General features: G+C 58.4%; 23 protein-coding genes. 8 read left to right on the plus strand and 15 right to left on the minus strand.

The annotated features are described in order from the left end of the window. The first annotated feature begins 20 nt into the window (after window positions 1-20). Together ACRWA7_RS14030 and ACRWA7_RS14035 are read left to right on the plus strand one after the other, a co-directional pair. Entirely contained in the window at window positions 21-1,529 is a 1,509-nt protein-coding gene (locus ACRWA7_RS14030) for a sugar ABC transporter ATP-binding protein (protein ID WP_438391513.1), read from the plus strand. Between the two features lie 28 nt (window positions 1,530-1,557). Beyond that, a complete protein-coding gene (locus ACRWA7_RS14035; RefSeq protein ID WP_438391514.1) occupies window positions 1,558-2,214 on the plus strand; it encodes an aspartate/glutamate racemase family protein in 657 nt (218 codons plus the stop codon). On the opposite strand, the gene ACRWA7_RS14040 is transcribed toward ACRWA7_RS14035, so the two are convergent. Continuing rightward, a complete protein-coding gene (locus ACRWA7_RS14040; RefSeq protein WP_060818060.1) occupies window positions 2,189-2,974 on the minus strand; it encodes a Crp/Fnr family transcriptional regulator in 786 nt (261 codons plus the stop codon). The two genes, ACRWA7_RS14035 and ACRWA7_RS14040, sit on opposite strands and share 26 nt — an antisense overlap. Before the next feature lie 149 nt (window positions 2,975-3,123). Continuing rightward, the gene (locus ACRWA7_RS14045; protein WP_438391515.1) at window positions 3,124-4,218 is read right to left on the minus strand and encodes a tartrate dehydrogenase; all 1,095 of its coding nucleotides are present in this window, start codon (window positions 4,216-4,218) and stop codon (window positions 3,124-3,126) included. A 148-nt stretch (window positions 4,219-4,366) separates the two neighbouring features. Here ACRWA7_RS14045 and ACRWA7_RS14050 point away from each other — a divergent pair, with 148 nt between their 5' ends. Further along, window positions 4,367-5,281, plus strand: coding sequence for a LysR family transcriptional regulator (locus ACRWA7_RS14050; protein ID WP_438391516.1), 915 nt, complete (start codon window positions 4,367-4,369; stop codon window positions 5,279-5,281). Here the strand turns inward: ACRWA7_RS14050 and ACRWA7_RS14055 are convergent. From ACRWA7_RS14055 to ACRWA7_RS14065, 3 genes are read right to left on the minus strand one after another with little or no spacing between them, the layout of a single operon-like run. Beyond that, window positions 5,278-5,529, minus strand: coding sequence for an AraC family transcriptional regulator (locus ACRWA7_RS14055; RefSeq protein ID WP_438391518.1), 252 nt, complete (start codon window positions 5,527-5,529; stop codon window positions 5,278-5,280). The genes ACRWA7_RS14050 and ACRWA7_RS14055 overlap by 4 nt on opposite strands. After that, on the minus strand, window positions 5,493-5,747 hold the full coding sequence (locus ACRWA7_RS14060; protein WP_438391519.1) for a hypothetical protein: 255 nt from the start codon (window positions 5,745-5,747) through the stop codon (window positions 5,493-5,495). The genes ACRWA7_RS14055 and ACRWA7_RS14060 overlap by 37 nt, the downstream gene beginning before the upstream one ends. 15 nt (window positions 5,748-5,762) lie before the next feature. After that, entirely contained in the window at window positions 5,763-6,047 is a 285-nt protein-coding gene (locus ACRWA7_RS14065; protein WP_060818064.1) for a hypothetical protein, read from the minus strand. Between the two features lie 279 nt (window positions 6,048-6,326). Between ACRWA7_RS14065 and kynB the strand changes: the two genes are divergently transcribed. After that, window positions 6,327-6,968 carry an arylformamidase gene (kynB, locus tag ACRWA7_RS14070; RefSeq protein ID WP_438391520.1) on the plus strand — a complete coding sequence of 214 codons (642 nt, stop codon included), beginning with the start codon at window positions 6,327-6,329 and terminating at the stop codon, window positions 6,966-6,968. Between the two features lie 57 nt (window positions 6,969-7,025). Here kynB and ACRWA7_RS14075 read toward each other — a convergent pair whose 3' ends face one another. Next, window positions 7,026-7,871: an oxidoreductase gene (locus tag ACRWA7_RS14075; RefSeq protein WP_438391521.1), complete on the minus strand. Its 846-nt coding sequence runs from the start codon at window positions 7,869-7,871 to the stop codon at window positions 7,026-7,028. 232 nt (window positions 7,872-8,103) lie between these two features. Between ACRWA7_RS14075 and ACRWA7_RS14080 the strand changes: the two genes are divergently transcribed. Continuing rightward, entirely contained in the window at window positions 8,104-9,054 is a 951-nt protein-coding gene (locus ACRWA7_RS14080; protein ID WP_438391522.1) for an AraC family transcriptional regulator, read from the plus strand. A gap of 89 nt (window positions 9,055-9,143) precedes the next feature. Next, on the plus strand, window positions 9,144-9,452 hold the full coding sequence (locus ACRWA7_RS14085) for a putative quinol monooxygenase (RefSeq protein ID WP_060818068.1): 309 nt from the start codon (window positions 9,144-9,146) through the stop codon (window positions 9,450-9,452). An 80-nt stretch (window positions 9,453-9,532) separates the two neighbouring features. Here ACRWA7_RS14085 and ACRWA7_RS14090 read toward each other — a convergent pair whose 3' ends face one another. Further along, entirely contained in the window at window positions 9,533-10,204 is a 672-nt protein-coding gene (locus ACRWA7_RS14090; protein ID WP_438391523.1) for a glutathione S-transferase family protein, read from the minus strand. A gap of 179 nt (window positions 10,205-10,383) precedes the next feature. Between ACRWA7_RS14090 and ACRWA7_RS14095 the strand changes: the two genes are divergently transcribed. Further along, window positions 10,384-10,950: a TetR/AcrR family transcriptional regulator gene (locus ACRWA7_RS14095; protein ID WP_438391524.1), complete on the plus strand. Its 567-nt coding sequence runs from the start codon at window positions 10,384-10,386 to the stop codon at window positions 10,948-10,950. Window positions 10,951-10,975: 25 nt separating this feature from the next. On the opposite strand, the gene ACRWA7_RS14100 is transcribed toward ACRWA7_RS14095, so the two are convergent. The 6 genes from ACRWA7_RS14100 to ACRWA7_RS14125 all read right to left on the minus strand — a co-directional run bounded on the left by ACRWA7_RS14100 (window position 10,976) and on the right by ACRWA7_RS14125 (window position 18,148). Continuing rightward, entirely contained in the window at window positions 10,976-12,598 is a 1,623-nt protein-coding gene (locus tag ACRWA7_RS14100) for an AAA family ATPase (protein WP_438391526.1), read from the minus strand. A 51-nt stretch (window positions 12,599-12,649) separates the two neighbouring features. Next, window positions 12,650-13,327: an alpha/beta hydrolase gene (locus tag ACRWA7_RS14105; RefSeq protein ID WP_438392797.1), complete on the minus strand. Its 678-nt coding sequence runs from the start codon at window positions 13,325-13,327 to the stop codon at window positions 12,650-12,652. 121 nt (window positions 13,328-13,448) lie between these two features. Continuing rightward, on the minus strand, window positions 13,449-14,186 hold the full coding sequence (locus ACRWA7_RS14110) for a DeoR/GlpR family DNA-binding transcription regulator (protein ID WP_438391527.1): 738 nt from the start codon (window positions 14,184-14,186) through the stop codon (window positions 13,449-13,451). 125 nt (window positions 14,187-14,311) lie between these two features. After that, window positions 14,312-15,448, minus strand: coding sequence for a substrate-binding domain-containing protein (locus ACRWA7_RS14115; protein WP_438391528.1), 1,137 nt, complete (start codon window positions 15,446-15,448; stop codon window positions 14,312-14,314). A gap of 115 nt (window positions 15,449-15,563) precedes the next feature. Further along, complete coding sequence (locus ACRWA7_RS14120) at window positions 15,564-16,562, minus strand: ABC transporter permease (protein ID WP_438391529.1); 999 nt, start codon at window positions 16,560-16,562, stop codon at window positions 15,564-15,566. Then, complete coding sequence (locus ACRWA7_RS14125; RefSeq protein WP_438391531.1) at window positions 16,559-18,148, minus strand: sugar ABC transporter ATP-binding protein; 1,590 nt, start codon at window positions 18,146-18,148, stop codon at window positions 16,559-16,561. Before ACRWA7_RS14125 ends, ACRWA7_RS14120 begins: the two co-directional genes overlap by 4 nt. Before the next feature lie 314 nt (window positions 18,149-18,462). Here ACRWA7_RS14125 and ACRWA7_RS14130 point away from each other — a divergent pair, with 314 nt between their 5' ends. After that, entirely contained in the window at window positions 18,463-19,005 is a 543-nt protein-coding gene (locus ACRWA7_RS14130; RefSeq protein ID WP_438391532.1) for a glycine zipper family protein, read from the plus strand. 85 nt (window positions 19,006-19,090) lie between these two features. Here the strand turns inward: ACRWA7_RS14130 and ACRWA7_RS14135 are convergent, their stop codons facing one another. Beyond that, window positions 19,091-20,413, minus strand: coding sequence for an SUMF1/EgtB/PvdO family nonheme iron enzyme (locus tag ACRWA7_RS14135; protein ID WP_438391533.1), 1,323 nt, complete (start codon window positions 20,411-20,413; stop codon window positions 19,091-19,093). Between the two features lie 89 nt (window positions 20,414-20,502). After that, a complete protein-coding gene (locus tag ACRWA7_RS14140) occupies window positions 20,503-21,237 on the minus strand; it encodes a helix-turn-helix domain-containing protein (protein ID WP_438391534.1) in 735 nt (244 codons plus the stop codon). Window positions 21,238-21,339: the final 102 nt, after the last annotated feature.

Genomic DNA, 21,339 nt, shown 5'->3' on the forward strand with positions numbered 1-21,339 from the left:
ACATTACTCAAGGGAGCGTCATGGCAACGCCATTCCTGGAAATGCGCGCTATTTCCAAAACCTTTCCCGGCGTGAGAGCACTGGACGGCGTGCACCTTCAAATCCGGCAAGGCGAAGTGCTCGCGCTCGCCGGGGAGAACGGCGCAGGCAAGAGCACGCTCATGAAAATCCTGACGGGCATCCATGCGCCCGATTCGGGCGGAAAGATCCTGATAGAAGGCAACGAGATCGAGATGCGCGACGGCAATCACGCGCGTGCTTTGGGTATAGGCATCATTTATCAGGAACTGTCTGTCGTAGAGAATCTCAGCGTGGCGGAAAATCTTTTCCTTGCACGAGAGCCGCTCAATCGCCTGGGTTTGCTCGACCGGCCACGCATGGAGCGCGAGGCCCGAGCAATGCTCGACACCATCGAACTGGATGTCGATCCGTCCACGCGCGTCAGCGAACTGAGCGTGGGGCAGCAGCAAATGGTCGAGATTGCGAAGGCGCTCGCGTATCAGTCGAAGGTCATCATCATGGACGAACCGACTGCATCGCTCAGCCATCACGAGACACGAACGCTGCTGCGGCTGATCAAGCGGCTGCGCGAACGCAACATTGCGGTGGTCTATATCTCGCACCGGCTCGAGGAGATATTCGAACTGGCGGATCACGTAAGCGTTTTGCGCGACGGCCGTACCGTCGCTACCTCGCCCATAGCCGAGGTTACGCGTGATTCGCTGGTTCGCATGATGGTCGATCGTGAACTGAGCGACCTGTATCCTGGCTCAACCCGTTCTCATGCAAGCACGGTTCCCGTGCTTGAGGTTCGCGATCTGTCGCTGCGCGCGTCCAAGGGCGCCGAGGCGCGAATTAGGGATATCAACTTCACGCTGCATCGCGGAGAAATTCTCGGGGTTGCGGGGCTGGTTGGATCGGGGCGCACGGAGATCATGGAAATGATTTTTGGCATTCGACCATGCACGGGAAGCATTGCCGTCGATGGCAAACGCCTGAGCATTCGTAATCCTCACGATGCCATTGAGCATGGCATTGGGTTCGTGACAGAGGACCGCAAGGCTCAAGGGCTGATACTGGGAATGAGCGTGCGCGAGAACTTCAGCCTTACGCATTTGAAACGCTATTCGCCTTTTCAGTTTTTGCAACGCGCCAAGGAAGAAGAGAGCTGCAAGCAATTCGTGCGAAGTCTCGGGATCAAGACGCCGGGTACGGAGCAGAAAGTCGTCAATTTGAGCGGTGGCAATCAGCAGAAGATTGTCATTGCCAAATGGGTGGCGCGAAATCCGAAGGTGCTGATTGTCGATGAACCCACGCGCGGTATCGATATCGGTGCGAAAGCGGAAGTGCATGCACTGCTGGCGCGGCTGGCCTCGCAAGGTATCGGGATCATTGTCATCTCGTCTGATCTGCTTGAAGTGCTCGCAGTCAGCGACAGGATTCTGGTGGTTCGGGAAGGACGATTGAACGGCGAGATGACGCGCGCCGAGGCCACGCAGGAACGCGTGATGGCGGCAGCCACCGCATGAATTTTTTCAACAAACCCAACTCAAGACCATGACAACGATAGCTGTGATTCACACCGGACCCGTGACCGTTTTGCCAATCAAGGAGCAACTCAACGAATTGATCGCCGACGCGCGCGTGATCAACATCATGGACGACAGCTTGCTGAACGACGTGCGCGCAGCCGGCCATCTGACGCCGGAAGTCGCGAGCCGCATTTATAGCTATATGCTGAACGCGCAGGCAATGGGCGCGGACATCATCCTGAACGCGTGTTCGTCCGTGGGCGAGGCATCCGACTCGCTGAAGGAATTCATTCGCACACCTATAGTAAAGATCGACGAGTCGATGGCCGAAGAAGCAAGCGCGATCGGGCGGCGTATCGGCGTGGTCGCAACGGTATCGACAACGCTGGACCCGACCGTGCGACTGATCCGGCGCAAGGCCGCCGAACTCGAGCGCACAGTGGAAGTAACGGAGCGGATCGCGGAAGGCGCGTTCGAAGCACTGCTGGCGGGAGACGGTACGCGCCACGACGCCATACTCAAGCAGACGATCGTCACGCTTGCAGATGAAGTCGACGTCGTGGTGCTCGCGCAGGTTTCCATGGCGCGTCTCGTGCCCGCGCTTGGAGATTTGCGCGTACCCGTGCTGTCCAGTCCGCGCAGCGGCGTGGCAGCGGTCAAGCGCGCGCTAGAGGCGCTTTGACATAGTGGGTGCTGAATGGTGAAGGCGGCGCCGTGAACGTCGCCGGCAAGATCCGTTGCGCAGGCGCTGTCTTGTGCGGCAAGTAGCGGGTTACGAAAAGCGGCGTCAGCACGATCTTGCGTTCATGCATGGCAGTCAACCCTTCAGCCTTCAGGTCGTTGAAGTGCCGGTTGACGGATTCGCGCGATGTTCCAATGAATTCGGCAAGCTTGTCCTGTGGGATCGACAAGTCGATCAGTACGGAGTCGCCTCTATCCGCATAGTCGAATTCCACTCCAATCTGGTTCGCGAACATCACCAGGATGTTTGTGAGCCGCTTGCGGACGTCGTGCAGGGAAAGGTTTTCTATGAGTTGTTGCGCTTCCTGCCACCGGCGGTAATGGCTCTTCAAGACGAACTGATTGATGACGTCATAGCGCTCGAGCAGCTGCTTGAAATCCGCCTTGCGGATATAGCAGATCATGCTTGGCGCAAGCGTCTGCGCATTGTGCGAATAATTGGCCTCGTTCAGCACGTCGCCATCTCCGAACAACATGCCGGCTTTAATGAACGACAACGTGATTTCCTGCCCGTCTTCAGTCAACCTGAACAGGCGCACGCTGCCGCTCTTCAGCAAATAGACATGATTGCTCGAATCTTCCGGCCGATAAATCGTCGTGTTTTTCCTGACGGTCCGATGTTCGCTGAATGCAGGCATGACCTCATCGAGGCAATGACGTTCGATGAGCGAAAGCAGCTCGCTTTTTCCGACAAACCACATTGAGTGTCTCCTTGAACTTTGCCTCGAAAACCGTGGACGGTCATGAGGTGTTTGTATGCAGGCGGTCGCTGTCATTTTATCGACTCATCAAGTCTACACAGGGCTTGCGATTCTTGTGCGCAAGGGCTCAAGCCTGCGCATCCGCAAGCTCACATTGTTTGTGGCGTATTCGCCTCATGCGATGCAAGCAACGCACAGACGGCATCGGTCACTTGCCGCGTCGTGGCCTTGCCCCCGAGATCGCTGGTATGCAAGGAAGGGTCTGCCATGACGCGTTCGATTGTGTTCATCAGCGTGCCGGCCGCGTCCATTTCACCGAGATGTTCGAGCATCATCACCACAGACCAGAAGGTACCGATGGGATTTGCAAGACCTGATCCCATGATGTCGAATGCGGAGCCATGGATTGGCTCGAACATCGACGGATAGCGGCGTTCCGGATCGAGATTGGCGGTCGGCGCAATACCAAGACTGCCGGCGAGCGCGGCAGCGAGGTCGCTCAGGATATCCGCGTGGAGATTGGTGGCGACGATGGTGTCGAGCGTCGCCGGGCGATTCACCATGCGTGCGGTGGCGGCATCGACGAGTTCCTTGTCCCACGTTACTTGCGGGAATTCCGCTGAGATCTGCACCGCGATCTCGTCCCACATCACCATGGCGTGGCGTTGCGCATTGCTCTTGGTAATGACGGTCAATTGCTTGCGAGGACGCGACGCCGCAAGTCGAAACGCGAAGCGCAGGATGCGTTCTACGCCGGCCCGCGTCATCATGGAAACATCGGTGGCGACTTCTATTGGATGCCCTTGATGCGCGCGCCCGCCAATGCCTGCGTATTCGCCCTCGGAGTTTTCCCTGACGATCACCCAGTCGAGATCGCGCGCGCCGCAGCGTTTAAGCGGTGCATCAATGCCGGCAAGGATGCGGGTGGGACGCACGTTTGCATATTGATCAAAGCCCTGGCAAATCTTGAGACGAAGACCCCAGAGCGTGACATGGTCGGGTATATCCGGATCTCCAGCCGAGCCGAAGAGAATGGCATCCTTGTCCCGCAGCGCATCAAGGCCATCGGCCGGCATCATTACGCCATGCGCGCGATAGTAATCTCCACCCCATCCAAAGTTCTCGAATTCGAATTTGAATTTGCTGGTGTGCGCTGCAAGTACTTCAAGCACTTCTTGCCCAGCGGGAACGACTTCCTTGCCAATTCCATCTCCAGGAATGGTTGCAATGCGGTAATTCTTCATGTCGAGTCTCTTGGCGATTAAACATCTAACGCATCCTAAGGCGCAAATGGCGCCGGCAAACGCTGCTAGACTTAAATCGTTCTTAACTTGAGGTTAAGAATCCTGATCGCCTGGCAGCGCGCCCAAGCGACTCAAAATAAATGACTCGATGACATCTCCCATTCAGGCGGAAGACTTAAGCTTTTTTTCGATCCTCGCGGGTAGCGGCAGCTTGACTGCGGCCGCCCGCGAATTGGGACTGAGCACTGCGGCCGTCAGTAAACATCTCGCGCAAATGGAGGCTCGCGCGGGCGTTGCGCTGGTAAGCCGGACCACACGGCGCATGAGCCTTACACCCGAGGGCGAAATCTATGTTGCGCGGGCCCGGCGCATCCTGAGCGAATTGGACGAGCTTGCGCAACTTCTAGGCGGTGCTTGCGCTGCGCCAAGTGGTCTTTTACGCGTGAACGCAACGCTGGGTTTTGGCCGGAGTCATATCGCGCCGGCAATATCGCGATTCGTGAAGAAGTTTCCCGAGGTCGATGTTCAATTGCAGTTATCGGTCGATCCGCCGCCGCTTAGCGAAAATTCCTTCGATGTTTGCGTGCGTTTTGGCGAGCCGCCGGACGCTCGCGTCATTGCCCGGCAAGTTGCGCCGAACCGGCGGCTCCTTTGCGCCGCGCCCGCCTATTTCGCGGATCGTCCTTTTCCGCTGACGCCTGATGATCTGGCGCAGCACAATTGCATCGGCATACGCCAAGGTGACGACGGCTACGGTATCTGGCGGCTGATAAGCGGACACGGTGCGGCCGAGAAGACTGAAAGCGTTCGCGTGCGCGGCAACCTGACCACGAACGACGGAGAGATCGCGGTAAAGTGGGCGCTTGACGGACATGGCATCTTGCTGCGTGCGGAATGGGATATTGCTGAATACTTGCGCGATGGCCGGCTTGTGCACGTGCTGCCGGAATACCGCACGCCGGGTGCGGACATTTATGCGGTCATTCCGCAGCACCTGCAAACCACGGCGCGAGTGAAGGCGTTTATTGATTTCCTGGTACTTGCCTTGCACGACGACGCTTAAGCGAGCGGCAAGCAAATTTCCGTGAGCAGATCAGCAGGCGCTGTTTCTTTCGGGTTGTTCAGATATTCCTCGAAGGCCGGTGCATCGGCGGCTTCGCGACCCGACTGCACGAGCCAGGTTCCATAAAGCCATTCATAAGCCGCGTGCAGGTCGCTATAAGGGCCGGCGTGGCGCAATACCGCATATTCACCGCCGCGTATCTGCGTCAGGCTCAGCGGCGGAACGATTTCGATGTCACGCGGCAGCATTGCGCCTGCCTTCGATCGTAATTCCGCTTCGGGAACGATGCCCGGATCGTCGTATAGATCCCCACCATCCGGGTCCCCGGCGAAAGCAGGCCGCGGCTTGCCAGCCCGCCGATGAGCAAGTCGAACGCCTTGCCAATCTGCATATAGGGTCCGGTGTGATCGAGGCATGCCACGGTCATTGCCGCAATGTCGCGAATGACGACCTCATGTGCTGTCATTTCATTGGCTCTAAGTCATTCATCCATTTCGTTCACTCGCCCGATCAGCCTTGCGGGATCGGTCAGGCAATCTTCGATTGTTCCTTCGTCCTCGAACAGCATGCGCAGCACGCACGCTTCATCTTCTGTCAGGCCGGAGTCTTCGAGTTCCCCATCTTGGACAATAGTGTCGCAGTCGTCGAGCGTCAATTCTGCGATCACCGCCGACGACAATGCTACCGGCCACTTCTCGCTGAACGCGACAGTGATCACTTTGCGTGCTTCGTCGTAGGCCCTGATCTCGACGCTGATGTAGGACATGATGTCGAACCCTCGGGTGAATAGACCGGAGTGGGAAGTCTTAAGGGTCAGCAGGATCAGGAAACGCGATGGATGACATCGGTCAGCTCAAGTGTAGCAACACACAATCTCTCGCGTAAACCGGTGGGGTCAAGAAAGGTAATAGTCCTATGGAATACCAGACGTTCTGATTGGTGCCAAGCTTTTTATGCACCAGCGAAAGGCATTCAATCGCACCGGAATGAGGCAAAATTGTCGGCTTTCTCGTAAGATTGGTTTGAATTCGATTTGGTTAAGAACATGCCCCAAAAACTTTTCGACATCAGCGCGCCCATCGACTCGGATACGCCTGTCTGGCCCGGCGATACACCCGTTATGCTCGAACGGGTCTGGAAAATGGAGGCGGGTTCCCCAGTGAATGTCGGGCGCATGACGCTGTCGCCGCACACGGGGACTCATGCGGATGCGCCGTTGCATTATGACGAGCAGGGAGACGCTATCGGCGCGGTCGATCTCAATGTTTATATAGGCGAGTGCGTGGTTGTTTCGATCAGCCCCGCGGGTTCGCATGTCAGCGTTGAAGAGCTCGAATCGGCATTGCGTCACAGGCAATTGCCATTGCCTGCGCGCGTGCTGATCCGCACTTACGCCAAGGCGCCGACCACCGAATGGGATAGCGGGTTTGCCGCTATCTCAGCCCATGCAATCGACTGGCTCGCGGAGCGAGGTGTCGGGCTTATCGGTGTCGATACACCATCGCTCGATCCGCAGGAGTCGAAAACAATGGACGCACATCGTCGCGTGCGCGCGCACAACATGGCAATTCTCGAAGGCTTGATTCTCGACGACGTGCCCGATGGAATCTACGAGCTGATCGCGCTGCCATTGAAGTTGACCACGCTCGACGCCAGTCCGGTCCGGGCAGTCTTGCGGACGTATTGACGACCGATTGCCAGGAGCCGGACCGTTGCCTTTTTCTATGAGCGCGGCGAGCGATCGTCACGCGCTGAAGTCGGTCGAAAGCGACAGCGCTTCCCACTGCTGTAGTTCTTCCTGCAGCGCCGCCAGCTTGTTTTTGACCAACTGCACTGCGTCGCTTCCAAGTAACAAATGCACCGGCGGATTAGGTGCTTCAACGATCCGCAAAAGCGCTTGCGCCGCCTTTGCGGGGTCGCCCAGCTGATTGCCGCTTTTTTCTTCTCGTGCCCGGCGGATGGGATCAAAAAGCGCGTCGTAATCAGCGATTGTCCGGTCTGTGCGCGTCATGGAACGGCCTGCCCAGTCTGTGCGGAACGAACCCGGTGCGATTGATGTCACCTTGACGCCAAGGTCCTTCACTTCTTTGGCAAGCGCCTCGGATATGCCTTCGAGCGCGAACTTGCTGCCGCAATAATAGGCGACACCCGGCATGGTGACAAAGCCACCCATTGATGTGACGTTGATGATGTGACCACTGCGCCGTTGCCGCATTTCCGGCAAGACTGCTTTGATCATGGCGACCGCGCCGAATACATTGACGTCGAATTGGCGTTGTATTTCCTCCAGCGGCGATTCTTCAAGGATCCCTTCGTGGCCATAGCCAGCGTTGTTTACCAGAACGTCAATCGGTTTGTTATCTTGAACAAGCTTATCGATGCACGGCCTGATCGCGGAGAAATCGGTGACATCCAGCTGGACCGCGCGAGCGCGGGCAGTATCGAGCGACTGGAACTCCGCGGCTGCCTGTTCATTGCGGACAGTGCCAAATACAAGGTGGCCTGCATCGAGTGCGGCGCGCGCAAACGCACGGCCAAAGCCGGAACTGACACCGGTGATCAAAAAAGTCTTGTGGGTGGAATTGCTCATGACGCGTGGCTCCTGGACGGTTGGCCGCGACGATGCGCGGCATGATGTGAAATATCGAACACTGTGATGGCGTTCTTTTCGTCACGGAGGAAAGTCTAGAGGCGAAGCGTTGTTCCAGAAATGTCGGTTCGTCCGCGATGGTTGCCTAATCCTCTGGCCGAGTAGAAATCGTGTTCGCCTGATTCCTGTCTCATGTGACACTGGCGGTTATCGAAGACAGCATGTTGATGCCATGGAATCCGAACTCAAAGTCTTGACACGGCTTCGCCGTGAGACGGTTGCGCTGCTATATGAGCTTGCGCCAATTGAAGGCTATAACTTGTCCGCACTGCCGGATGTGCGCTTCGTGCGCTCGAATCGTCCGTTGACGCGCACGCCGGTGCTCTACGATCCTGGCATCGTGATCGTCTGTCAGGGGCGCAAGCGCGGTTACCTTGGCGAAGAGGTTTATCTGTACGACGCGGATCACTATCTGGTTGTGTCCGTGCCGTTGCCGTTTGCAATGGAAACGGATGCGACCGAACGAGAACCCATGCTCGCGATTTATTTACGGCTCGACTTCAATGTAGCGGCCGACCTGATGCTGCAACTCGATGAACGCGATGCACTGAGCCGCGCGAAACCGAGAGGCATGGCAACAACGCGACTCGATGTTCGCCTGAGCGAAACGGTGCTGCGCTTGTTGCAGGCGGTGAGCGATCCGCTCGAGGCGCAAATTCTCGGGCCGGCGCTGGTGCGGGAAATATACTTTCGTGTGTTCATGGGCGACCAGGGCGGGTCGATGCGCGCGGCGTTGAACCGGCAGGGGCATTTCGGAAGCGTTTCGCGGGCGCTTAGAAAGATTCATCAGGCGTTTGCGCAACCCCTGACGGTGGAAGAACTGGCGGCGGAAGCCAACATGAGTGTGTCAACATTCCACGCTCACTTCAAGGACGTGACGGATACATCGCCGATCCAGTACATCAAATCGACGCGGCTACATCAGGCGCGCCTGCTGATGGCGCGCAGCGGTCTGACTGCCGCCGCGGCGGCCGCTAAAGTAGGTTATGAAAGTTCCTCGCAGTTCAGCCGCGAGTTCAAGCGTTTGTTCGGCAGCAGCCCGATAGAAGAAGTGCAAAGAATGCAGCGTTATTTCGCGGTGCCGGCGCCTGCGCCAGATTCAATCTATGTGTCCTCGCACTGAACGCCTATCGAACGCCCGTGCAAGATCGGGATTATGATTAGCGCGGCATTTTCGCCGTCACTTGCCTTAATTCATTTGGAGGGCATCGGATGATCCATGTCATTGCCACTATCACTGCGAAACCCGGTCAACGTAGCACGGTGCTTGCATTGTTCAGTCAGAACCGGCCCGCAGTCCTGGCAGAAGCGGGATGCATCAGCTACGAAGCCGTGATCGATGTGCCTGGTGCTGGCGCAATCCAGACGCCTCTTGGCGACGATACATTCGCGGTCATCGAACAATGGGAAAGCATTGACGCCCTGAAAGCGCACGCCGCATCTCCCCATATGGCGGAATACGGCAAGCAGACCGCGCCGCTGGTCGCCGCGCGTGCAATCAACGTACTGCAGGCGGTCTAGCCGAACGACTGCACATGGCGGCTATGGTCTTTTCGTCTGGCAGCCTGTACGCGCGTATCGCTGTTCCAGGCTGCCGCGCTTTACGCTGCCGGAAGCGCCATCACTTGTCCGCTTCGATTCTTTACACTGGGGCGCTCTGACATCTTTGCCTGCCACGCAAGGAGTGCGGTGCAATCGTCGGGAATCACAACCCCTGCTGCACCTGCGTGCATGAGCGCCGCATAGACTGTGATGTCGGCCATCGAAAAATCATTGCCTGCTACGTAGGCATTTGATTTCAGCACGCTATCGAAGTACTGCATGCCGCGCACGAACTTCTCAAGATAGCGTTCTCCCCATTCCTTCCTGTGCGCCCACTCTGGACTTTTATAGGCCTCCAAGCGAGCGCCGAGTCCCGGCGTGGCGTGGTGAAAGTAAATGCCGATGGCATCAATCAGTTGATCGTCAGCACGCTTTTGCATCATATGAATGACGGCCTTCTGCTTGGGCGTCTTGCCGGTAAGCGTAGGATTGCCGTCCAGGTTGTCGAGATATTCCGTGATCGCAACGCATTCCGAAATGAATGTGCCGTCGTCGAGTTCGAGGACCGGGACTGTACCGGTCGGGTTGATCGCGAGAAAGGCATCCTGCTTGTGCTCGGCGGCAAACAGATCCACTTTGACGAATTCAATTTGTGCATCCAGGCCTTTCTCCGCCAGGACAATGCGAATGCGCGCCGGATTGGGAAAACCCGAAATGTCGTATAGTTTCATGACCGGTCCTTATCTATCGATAGGTTAATGGAGCGAAACGAAGATTAGGACGCGGCGGCAGAACTGTCAACAACAATCTATCGATAGATAAGGAGACAATTCGAGTTATCTATCGATAGGGTTATAATTCCGGGGTAGTTGCTTGACAACGCATGTTTAATGGAAAGAGGAAAGTCTTGATGGCCACTACGGACACCCGGGAAAAAATCATGAGCGTTGGCCGGCTCATGGTGCAGGGTCATGGCTATAACGCGCTGAGCTTTCGGGAGATCGGCAAGGAAGTCGGTGTGTCCAGTGCGAGTATCCACCATCATTTTCCTACCAAGGGCGATCTTGGCGCGGCGCTTGCACAGCGCTACACGGAGGACGGCATTGAGGCGCTTGGGCAAATACTCGCGTCGTCCAGGACGGCCCGCGATTGCATCGACAGTTATGCGGGGATATTTCGGGCGGCGTTATTGAACGACAACAGAATGTGTCTTGTCGGGCTGATGGCTGCCGAACATGATGACTTGCCTGTGGAGGTGCGCGCGGAGGTGGATCGCTTCATCAACGTCAACGTGGAATGGCTCGTTGAAGTGCTCTCGCGTAGAAGAACCAGGGTAGGGAAAGAAGCAAACCGCCAACAAGCGCTGGCGATTTTCGCGGCAATGGAAGGTGCTCAGCTTGTGGCGAGAGGGCGAGGGAATATCGCCTTGTTTGATCAGGCGGTGGCCGCCTACCGGGCCGCCGGCCTGTTTCCGTGAGAAATGCGTCGCACCGCAAGGCGCTTCAGGCATGTCCGCGAAATAACGCGCACATTCTGAAGGCCTCTTCGGAAAGCGGAATATCTTTGGCGCGGCAATAGCGCGTTGTGAGCTTGAGAAGTTCCTTGACGTCTCGTCCGCTTGCGTTCGGATAAGTTCGTGACAGCGCTTCAATTAGATCGTTATTGAGATCCGCGCCCAACTGCTCGCCAAGCAATTTCCAAAGCAGAATCGCGTCCGGTGGCGACGGCGTTTCATACTGTATTTTCGCAATGCAACGGGACAGGATGGCGTCGTCTACATCGTCCACACGATTGGTCGTCATGAAAAGCAGACCATTAAAATATTCGAGCGTACGCAGGAATTCCGCCACGATAGCGTTGTGTTCCAGATCGTTGTCCCGGCGGCGAATATAGACGTCGGCCTCATCCAGAAGCAGGATGGAATCCCAGCGTACCGCGCGCTGCAGAATGCCGGACAAGGACGCGCCGACCGACGCCGCCGAAGTTCCCAACTGCCCGGAATGCACACGGTACAGCGGCTTGCCCACCACTTCCGAATAGACCTCCGCAGTCAGCGTCTTGCCAAGCCCTGGCGCTCCCTGGCAAAGGATTGTCGTGCCGCTCGACTTGCCCGGCACAAAGTCCTGTACGAACACGCGATTTTTCGAAGTCAGAATGTCGATCAGATCGCGATGATGTTTTGGCAGCACCAGCTTGTCGCGCAATTCAGGCTGATACCGATATTCGGTGATGTGCTGCGCATGTACCCATATATTTCGATGCCACTCGAGATGAAACAGGTACACGTAGCAATGCAGCGGCACTTTCTCGAATCCCGTCTCGACGTTCGCGCTGCGCCAGAAGGCGGCGTCGGCCATCATCTGGAAGCGGCGTTCAAGCATTTCTTCGTCATTGATGCACTTCGCGCTGACGCCTTCGACAATACGCGCGAGTTGCGCAACACCCTTTGCATCGACTGTGAACGCGGCCTTCGAAATGACGAACTGCGCGCCAAAACGCGGCTGAATTTTAAGGAAGCGCTGCGCATGTTGCTCGTATTCACGCTTGAATTCCGGGCATTCCTTATAAAATCCAAACTCGGCCAGCAGTTCCGGAATGGTGCGGTTGACTATGTCGTGACGGTTGATAACCAGTGAAGTTGTCATGCCCGAAAGACGCATCTGCGGATCGGTACGTTCCGAGTTAGCCGACTGCATGGTGTTGGCCATCATGTCGACAACCACATAGGGGGCGCCCTGCTCGGGTTCGACATACCGCATGCGGTGCACGAGCCATGGCAAGAGCGTGCCGTCCTTGGCGCGACGGTATAACCAGCCATCGATCACGTCGCGGGAAAGATACGCGATAAGACCCGGCACGGTTTGATCGAGTGCGGGAATTGTGCGAGCTTGCGGCGCGTTATAGATGTTGTCGAGCGCAAGCATCTGGAACATCAGCGCGCTTTCGTTATTCGCCTTGCTCAGAGAATAAAGCGTATTCAGCGACTTCGAATCGAACAGCTTGCTCGACACAAGCATGTTGCCATGACATACACCGTGCTCGTTCAATTGTCTTGCTAGCGGCGACTCGGATTCGATCATTGCAAGCAAGGGGTGAACCAGTGATTCGGGTATTTCGAAGTCCATCAGTACACTCCCGTTGCGTTTGTCCGTAACCGGCCAACACCGGTGCGCTCGCTATTTGAGGAAGAATTGGATCGCCATATTCACAACTGCCGGCTGGATTGCGTGCAAGCCGTTGAACTCGATGTACTGCACGTCGTAGCCCGCCGCCCTTAGCTTGGCGGCATTCGCGCGGCCGCTGGTTTCAATGGGCAATTGCTCGTCGCTCAAGCCATGCGCTATAAAGACTTCCGGCGCGCCTTCCTGCATGAAGACCGACATGAAGCCACCGGAAAATGCGATCACGTGACTCGCAATATCGCCATTCGTAATGCCAATCGACAAGGCGTAACTCGCGCCGTCAGAAAACCCCGCAAAGGCGAGATGACGACGATCGATCCGGTAATGCGACGCGACTTCCTCGAGTGCTTGTTGCAGGCGCTCGAGGTCCGGACCGCTGCCGCCAATCACGATGTCCCACGTTGCAAACATGGAATGAGGTGCGAGGATCAGGAATTTGTCGCGCTCGGCATGCTCTTCGATGAAAGGCAGCACCTTCTCCGGGAAGCCGCCCGCTCCATGGAACATGATGAACAGCGGGACTTCCTGAAGCGCGTCGAGCCCGGTTGGCACGAACAATACGGCATCGCGCTCGCCGGATATCTGAAGCCGGTTGCGGCCCGGCGGCAACGGGTCTTTGCCGGGCTCGGCAGGCGAGAACGAGAGACGGCCGAACAACGAAGGATCGAGCATTGCGAGACCTGATGACGTCCTCATGAAAAATCGAAAGCACTGATATGTAATATATCACCAATGCATTTCGATCGACAAGCGTGGCATCGCACCGGAAAGGGTCGGTGCTGAAGTTGTCGGATCAGGTAGTGAGTGGACGTAACGCCTGGCCGCGCTCCGTGATCAGCGAATCGAAGTCGCTGAGTTGTGAGAAACGCACGGCCTTGACCTTGCCCATCTTGCTGGTATCGATGACCAGATGCTTTTCTACCGCGCTGGCCATCGCGGCTTGCTTGATCGCCACTTCGTGAAAATTCCAGCAAGTCACACCGCGCGTTTCGTCAACGCCACCCGCAGACATGAACGCCTTGTTGATGCCCATGCGCCTGACCGTCTCGATGCTTTCCTCGCTCGCGAACGAATCCGACGACGGGGCATAGACGCCGCCAAGCAGGATCATCCGCACATTGGACTTTCGCCGCAGGATCTCGGCGACGTTGAGTGAATAGCAGACCACGGTGAGATGCAATTCGGCCGGGATCATGCGCGCGAAAGAGGTCAGCGTCGTGCCGCAATCGATGAAAATTGTTTCGTTGTCCGTTACAAGCCGAACCGCGGTTGCGGAAGCTTCCACTTTCGCCTGAGCGAAGTGGTCCTTTTCCTCGTCAATGGTATAGCCCGGATTGATCGTATGATTCGGTACGTCCGAAGTCCGCACGATGTAACCACCGAGGTACGTGAACACGCCGGGGCTCGCGGCAATGTCGCGACGCACTGTCATCTCCGACACATCCAGCAGCGTCGCCGCTTCGCGCAGACGCAACACGCTTTGCTCGCGCAGCGTCTCGGCAAGCATACGCAGTCGTTCGTTCTTGGTCATGCGTGGATCATGCGTGAGTCATGCCTGAAAGAAGACGCGTCAGTCGCTCGCTGGTTGGACCATCGTGCCCGGCAGCACGCGAGACGTGCCGCCGGGCCGCTCTTGCAAGAGGGGTCAAGCGTGCGTCAGCCGCACGCGGGCGCTGCCTTCTTGCATGCGTCCGCGAGCGGCGCCGGCGGATCTTTCTTGAAGACGGTCTTGTAGGACTCGAGCACATTCGACTGGACAACTGGCAAGGATTGCACACCGATCCACGCAGGCGGTGTCTGGCCGAGAATTGCCTTCATCATCGCCATGGCTTCGGCTACGCCCTGATCGTAGGGACGTTGCGAGCCAGTTGCCTTGAGCGGGCCGCCCTTTGCAATTTCGATAGCCGATTCAAGACCAAGATCGACCGTGGTCATGGGAATGGTCACGCCCTGCGCGCGCATGGATGTGAGCGTGTCGAGCGCCGGCTGGTCCCACACGGCGAACAGCCCCTTGACGTCCGGATTGCCGGTCAGGAAGTCGCCCGCAACTTGCCCGACCTTGGACGGGTCGGTGAACGCAACCTGCTTGATCTTGATGTCCGGACGGTTCTTCTTCATCCAGTCGTTGACGGCTTTCGTGCGTTCCGTCGTGCTGAAATAGTCGACACCGAAATTCACCAGCCCGATAGTCGCGCCCTTCGCCACGCACGAGGCCAGTACCTTGGCCGCGATCTGGCCATTGCCTTCGCTGTCGGCCGACACCATGGCGGCATATTGTTCGGGATGCTTGAGACCCGTGGGCACGTTGTCCATGAACACCAGCTTGATGCCTGCCTGGGAGACCTTTTTGTAAGTGGCGGCGGTCGCGGTGCCATCCACGGGAATGGAAATGATGCCGTCGGGATGACGTTGAATGGTGTTCTCGATATCCGCAATCTGCTTGTCGACCTGATACTCAGCCGACGCCACGCCGATCACTTCCACGTTGTATTTCTTGAGCGTGTCCGTGATGCCCGCCACCTGCAGTTGCGCCCAGTCGAGGTTCATGGTCTGCATGGAAATGCCGACCTTGTATTTGCCCGCCTTGATCTTGTCGGCTTCGGCGGCGCTCAGCTTCACCGTATCGACGGATGCGGCTTTTTCTCCATTCGGTCCCTGGCCCACGATAGTCGCCGGCCCGATCGACCCTGCGGGCAGGCTGGTTACGCATTGCGCGCTCGCGTAGGTGGCACACAGCGCCGCGACGACACCGGTCAGCGCAGTCGCGAAAGTTGAATGACGACGATGATCCATGATTTGTCTCCGTTGATTTTGTGTACTGAGTATTACCCACACCACCAAGGAACCTTGCGTCACGTGCACTCACGCTTTGCATGATTCCCACATCACGAGTCATCGGTGCGCCTCGTTATTTCCGGGTGAACGCCACTGCCGCCACGATGATCGCGCCCTTGATCACGAGTTGAAGCGACGAACTGACGCCAAGCAGTACCAGCCCGTTGTTGAGCGTGCCGATGATCAGGCTGCCCAGCAACGTCCCGAGCACGAACCCGCGCCCGCCGAACAGGCTGCAGCCGCCGAGCGTCACGGAGGCGATCACATCGAGTTCGAGTCCTTGCACCACGTCGGGCCGCGCAGCGTGTGAACGCGCGGCGAGCACGAGCGCGGCGAGCCCCGCGAGTGCGCCGGTGAGAATGAACGCAAGCGTCGTCACGCGCTGGATGTTGATGCCTGAATAAAGCGCTGCGGTCGGATTGCCGCCGGCGGCATACACCTGCCGCCCGAAGACGCTGTAGTGCAGCAGCAGGACGCCGCCGACGACCGCGAGCAGCGTCCACAGGATCGGTACGGGCACGCCGAAGATATCGCCTTCACCGAAGATCGCGACGAAGGCGTCGTTCGTGATGATGACCGGCTTCGTGGTGGTGACAAGAAGCGCCAGTCCGCGCGCGGCGCTGAGCGTGCCGAGCGTCACGAGAAACGACGGAATGTTCAGCCGCGTGACCACAATGCCGTTGATGGCTCCGACTATCGCGCCGGTCCCTATCCCTGCAATCGCGCCAATGATCCAGCTGTCGCCGAGATGCGCCATCGCGAGCGCGGCCGACATGCCCGATAGCGCGAGCGTTGAGCCCACGGACAGATCGATCTGCCGCGCGATGATCACGAACGTCATGCCGATCGCGATGATCGAGACGAGCGCGGTCTGCCGGCCGATGTTGAGAAAGTTGTCGATGGAGAGAAACCATGGCGACGCGAAGCTGAACACGACCAGCAGGATCGCAAAGGCCACGTACAGCATGTACGGCCGTTCGCCCTGCAGCAGTAGCCGTGCGAGGCGCATCGCGCGGCTTGGCGGCTGGCTTGCGATCGGATCGGCCGCGAGCGGTGTAACGGAGTCGTTCATGTTGCGTGCTCATCCTCAAAGCGTGGGAGTTGGATCAGGTGATGCAGTGCTTCCGCGTTGCTTATGCTGTCGCGATCGACCGTGTTGACGACCGCGCCGTCCACAACGATTGAAATGCGGTCGCACAGGCGCAGCAGTTCGTCCAGATCGGACGACACGATGAGCACGCCCGTGCCCGCGCGCGCGGCGTCGTGGACCACGGCATAGAGTTCCTCGCGTGCGCCAACATCTACGCCGACCGTGGGTTCGTCGAGCAGAAGAAGCGAGGGCCGCGGACGACTCCACTTCGCGAAAACGACCTTCTGCTGATTGCCGCCCGAGAGAAATTTCACCGGCGTGGCGGGGCCGGGCGCTTTCACGGCGAGCGTTTTCATCGCGCTTCTTGCCTGTTGCGCGGCGGCGCGGCTTTGCAGCCAGCCCGCGCGTGAAAAGAGGGCGAGCCACGGCAACGTCAGGTTGCGTTCAATCGAATGATCCAGCACCAGACCTTCCACATGCCGGTCTTCCGGGACGAGTGCAACGCCCGCGCGTATCGCTGCAGCAGGCGTCAGGCGTTCGACCTGTTGGCCGTTGATCGCGAGCGTGCCGTGGTCGACCTGCCTTAGCCCGAACAGCGTCTGCAGGATCTCGGTGCGTCCGCTGCCGATCAGGCCGGCAAGTCCGTGGATTTCGCCTTTGCGCACCTGCAGGCTGACATCGCGCAGACGGTCGTTGCTGATATTGGACATGGCAAGGACGGGCGCGCTTTGATCCTTCGCACCGAGGCCGCCGCCAAGCTCCCGCGGCGTACCCAACGCGACTTCCCGTGCATGCAGCGCGGCGTGTCCCGATCCGACAATCGCGGCGACCAATTCCTTCATGCTGGTGTCGGCGGTGATGTAGGAACCCGCATTGGCGCCGTCGCGAAACACCGTGACGCGCTGTGAAATGCGGAACACCTCGTTGAGCCGATGTGTCACGTAGATCACGCCGACACCACGGTCCGTCACCGTGCGGATCGCCTTGAAGAGGATTTCTTCCTCGCCGCCGGTGAGCGCGGACGTGGGCTCATCGAGGATGAGAACGCGCACGTCGCCCATCAGCGCCTTGCAGATTTCCGTCATTTGCCGATACGCGAATGGGAGCGAGCCGACCATGGCGCGCGGGTCGAGCGGAATGCCATGCGCGGTGAGGAATTCGCCGACGCGCGCCATGAGTTCGCGCTTCTTAACGAAGCCCACGCGCGTTCGCGGTTCGCGGCCGAGCATCAAATTTGCGCCGACCGACATCGATTCGACGAGGCTCAGATCCTGGTACACCACGGCAATGCCCGCATTGCGCGATTTGGCGGGGGAATCGAATGCCACGCGCGCACCGTCGATTTCGATCACGCCCTGGTCGCAGGCGTGCACGCCGCTCAATATCTTGATGAGCGTGGATTTTCCGGCGCCGTTTTCGCCCAGCAGCGCATGCACTTCGCCGGGAAGCACGTCGAGATTCACGCCGCGAAGCGCCTGGACGCCGCCAAACCGCTTGGTGACGCCGGCTACGCGAATCAAAGGCGCAACGGTGTTGGGCGATGAAGCGGCCACGCGTGGCTCACTCATGTCGCATGTCTCCTTCGCCTGATTTAAAGTCGGCGATTTTTGTGCGTTGCGAGAAAATGCACGTTTTGTTGTTACGTTTCCATCGTGTAAATGGTGGTTCAGTAACATTTCTCAGGCGTATCTTGGGCTTCCGACATTTCCGATGTAATACGTGCATCTTCTAATGTGAAGATCCTGACTTTCCTGTTAGCTTGCAAAGCTCCCTCCGCGCAACGGTTGGCGGAGCATTGCGAAATGATTGGTAACCATTGAGTAACCATTTCGGGCCTGAATTGCTCTAACTTCGTAACTTCAGCACTTCGGATTTTCGCGATATGAACTCAGGCAAGTTACTCAGTGTGGCCGCGCTCGGCGGCGTGATCCTGCTCGGCGGATGTGCGGTCGTGCCGCCAAGCGGTCCGAGCATCGTGGCGTTGCCGCGTTCGGGCGAACCGCTTGCCACTTTTCGGGCGGACGACTATGAATGTCGTAACTACGCGTTTCAGGCGGGCAATCCGCAGGGCGCGGCGCAGGCGGCCACCACGAACAGTGTCAATAGCAGCGTGCTTGGGACGCTGGGTGGCGCTGCGGCGGGCGCCCTGATTGGGGCGGCGGCTGGAAATGCCGGTGCGGGTGCGGCTATTGGCGCAGGCAGCGGTCTGCTGCTTGGCAGCGCGGCGGGCGCGAATGGCGCTCAGTATTCGGCAGCGGGTCTGCAAAGCCAATATGACGCGGCTTATGCGCAATGCATGACATCGAAGGGCAATACGATTCAACAGCCTCAAGTCTATGCACCGCAGCCGGTGTATTACGCACCGCCGCCGCGGTACTACGCGCCGCCGCCTCCGGTCTATTACGCGCCTTATCCGTATTATTGATTGGCGTTGTGGCGGCCCACGTGGAGCGGGTCGTGATCCTGGCAAGGAAAAAGCCGGCCTCGGAGGCCGGCTTTTGATTTATCGGTCAGGATGCGCGCACGCAGCGGAACCCGGCGTACACGTATTGATAATGCGCCTGGAACCAGTTGCGAAAGCTCGGTCTGAGCATGCATGCCGCCGTGCGTGGTGAACCGCCCTTGAGCACGTAATGCTGGTCGTCGTAGAAGTTCGCCGAGTAGCCCAGGTAAAACGGAAATGGCTCGAATCCTGGCAACGGACCGAACGGGGTCGATGTCCATTCCCAGCCATTGCCAAACTGTCCCTCGACGCCTGCGGCACTGCGATTTTCCGGATGTCCCTGCACGGGCGAGGGTTCCCATCGGCGGAAGTCGAAGTTGCCTCCTTCCGCGTGCGGCGCGCCAATGGACGCACGTTGCCATTGCGCTTCGGTCGGCAGCGACTTACCCGCCCACTTCGCGTACGCGCTGGCTTCGGCGTGGCTCACATACACCGGCCAGTCGGCCGGCAGCGCGACCTCGTCGAACATAGTTCGCAGTTTCCACGCGTCCGGGTTGGACGGATCGCGTACCCAGAACGCGGGCTTGTCGATGCCTTCACGCTCTAACCAAGCCCAGTCGACGTCGCGCCAGAGATCGCGGTTCGAATAACCGCCAGCTTGCATGAAGTCGAGCCAATCTGAATTCGTGACCATGTAGCGGTCCATTTCGAACGCCGGCACGTCCACCTTGTGTTCACCAAATTCGTTGTCCCAGCCGAATGTTTCACTTTCGCGCGCGAGACCGAGCGTTGCCACGCCTGCCGGCACATGGACCATTTCGCGTGCCGCGTGGGGATCGAGCGGATGCGGGGCTTCCTTCTCGGTTACGCCGGGCCCGGTTTTCTGATGTAGCGGCAACTGATGCAGCATGTATGCGAGCGTCTCGGCATGCATCAGCCGATGCTCGATGGCTACCTCCAGCAGCGTCTCGGGTTTATCGTCCGACGTGACCGCATTGCCGTTCCTATCAGCACGGCTTGTAATTTCGACGGGGTCGAAGCGCGTGTCGATGTCATCGCGGATACGCTGAACGTACGCCCGAATTATTTCGAGCGTTGGCCAGTCATGCGGCTGATCGGTCGGCAGGCCGCCATCCACCGGATCGATACCGAACGCAAACAACTGGTCGAATTCGGCGTTGGGACTGGGCAGGTCGAAGAGGCGCTGATCGAAGAGATTACGGTCGAACGCTTCCAGATGGCCGATATAAAACACGATCCGATGTCGCTCGGCAATCGGCCGCTCATACAGGAACTCAGGCTTGACGATGTCGAACAGCGCGTCCGTTGTTTGACGCGCCTCGCGCAGGCGGGCGAGCAGCGGGTGCAGCGGGGTAGGTTCGCGATTCATCGCTCTGTTCTCCGGGCAGGGGCCGTGCAAAACGATAAATCGTAGCAGAGGGCATGCCAAGCGCGCTTGAACCGCCGGGAACGTTTTGGTCAGACGGCGCGCAGGCCGTCGAAATCAAGGATATGGATCAGTTTGCCGTCTGCCTGAAGCAGGCCTTTTGCCTGAAAACGCGACAGCGTCCTGCTGACGGTTTCAAGCGTGATGCCGAGAAAGCTGCCCATGTCGTCGCGCTTGAAGCGCAGGTTGAATTCGTTGCCCGCATAGCCGCGGCACGTCAGCCGGGACGATATATCCAGCAGCAGCGCCGCGACACGCTCGTCGGCGCGCAAGGTGCCGAGAATCATGGTTTGTGTCGATTTCCGGACGACTTCGCGGCTCAGCAACTGCAGCAGGCGACGATGAATCGCGATGGTCTCGCGGCAGGCGCGCTCGAAGGTGGACAAGGGGATCACGCAGACCGAGCTGTCTTCCAGCGCCACAGCGCGGCAAGCGTGTGTGCCGTCGTCGAAGCCCTCCAGGCCCAGCGCGTCCCCGCCGAGATGCAGGCCCATGACCTGATCGCGGCCATTTGCGCTTGTCACAACGGTCTTGATCGAGCCCGAACGGATGGCGTAGAGCGCGTCGAAAGTGTCGCCGACCCGGAACAAGGTCTCGCCGCGCCTGATCGCGCGTGCATTGACGATGACGGACTGCAGCTTGTCGGTGTCGGTATTGGACAAGCCTTGTGGTACGCAATACTGCCGCAACGCGCAGGTCGAGCATTGCCCGGCGTGGCGTGAGCAGGCGGAGGGGGCTAGGGCGGAAGTCTCGTGCAGGGTCTGCATGGCGGGCTCGGTTATCTGGTTTCTGTGTAAAACCTTGATCTGGAACAAGGAAATTGTCCCATTGATACTCCACGGAAACCGGGTGTCAAAAGGTCACGGACA

Origin of the sequence: Caballeronia sp. DA-9, from assembly GCF_051615025.1 — a bacterium.
GTDB classification, from domain to species: Bacteria; Pseudomonadota; Gammaproteobacteria; order Burkholderiales; family Burkholderiaceae; genus Caballeronia; species Caballeronia sordidicola.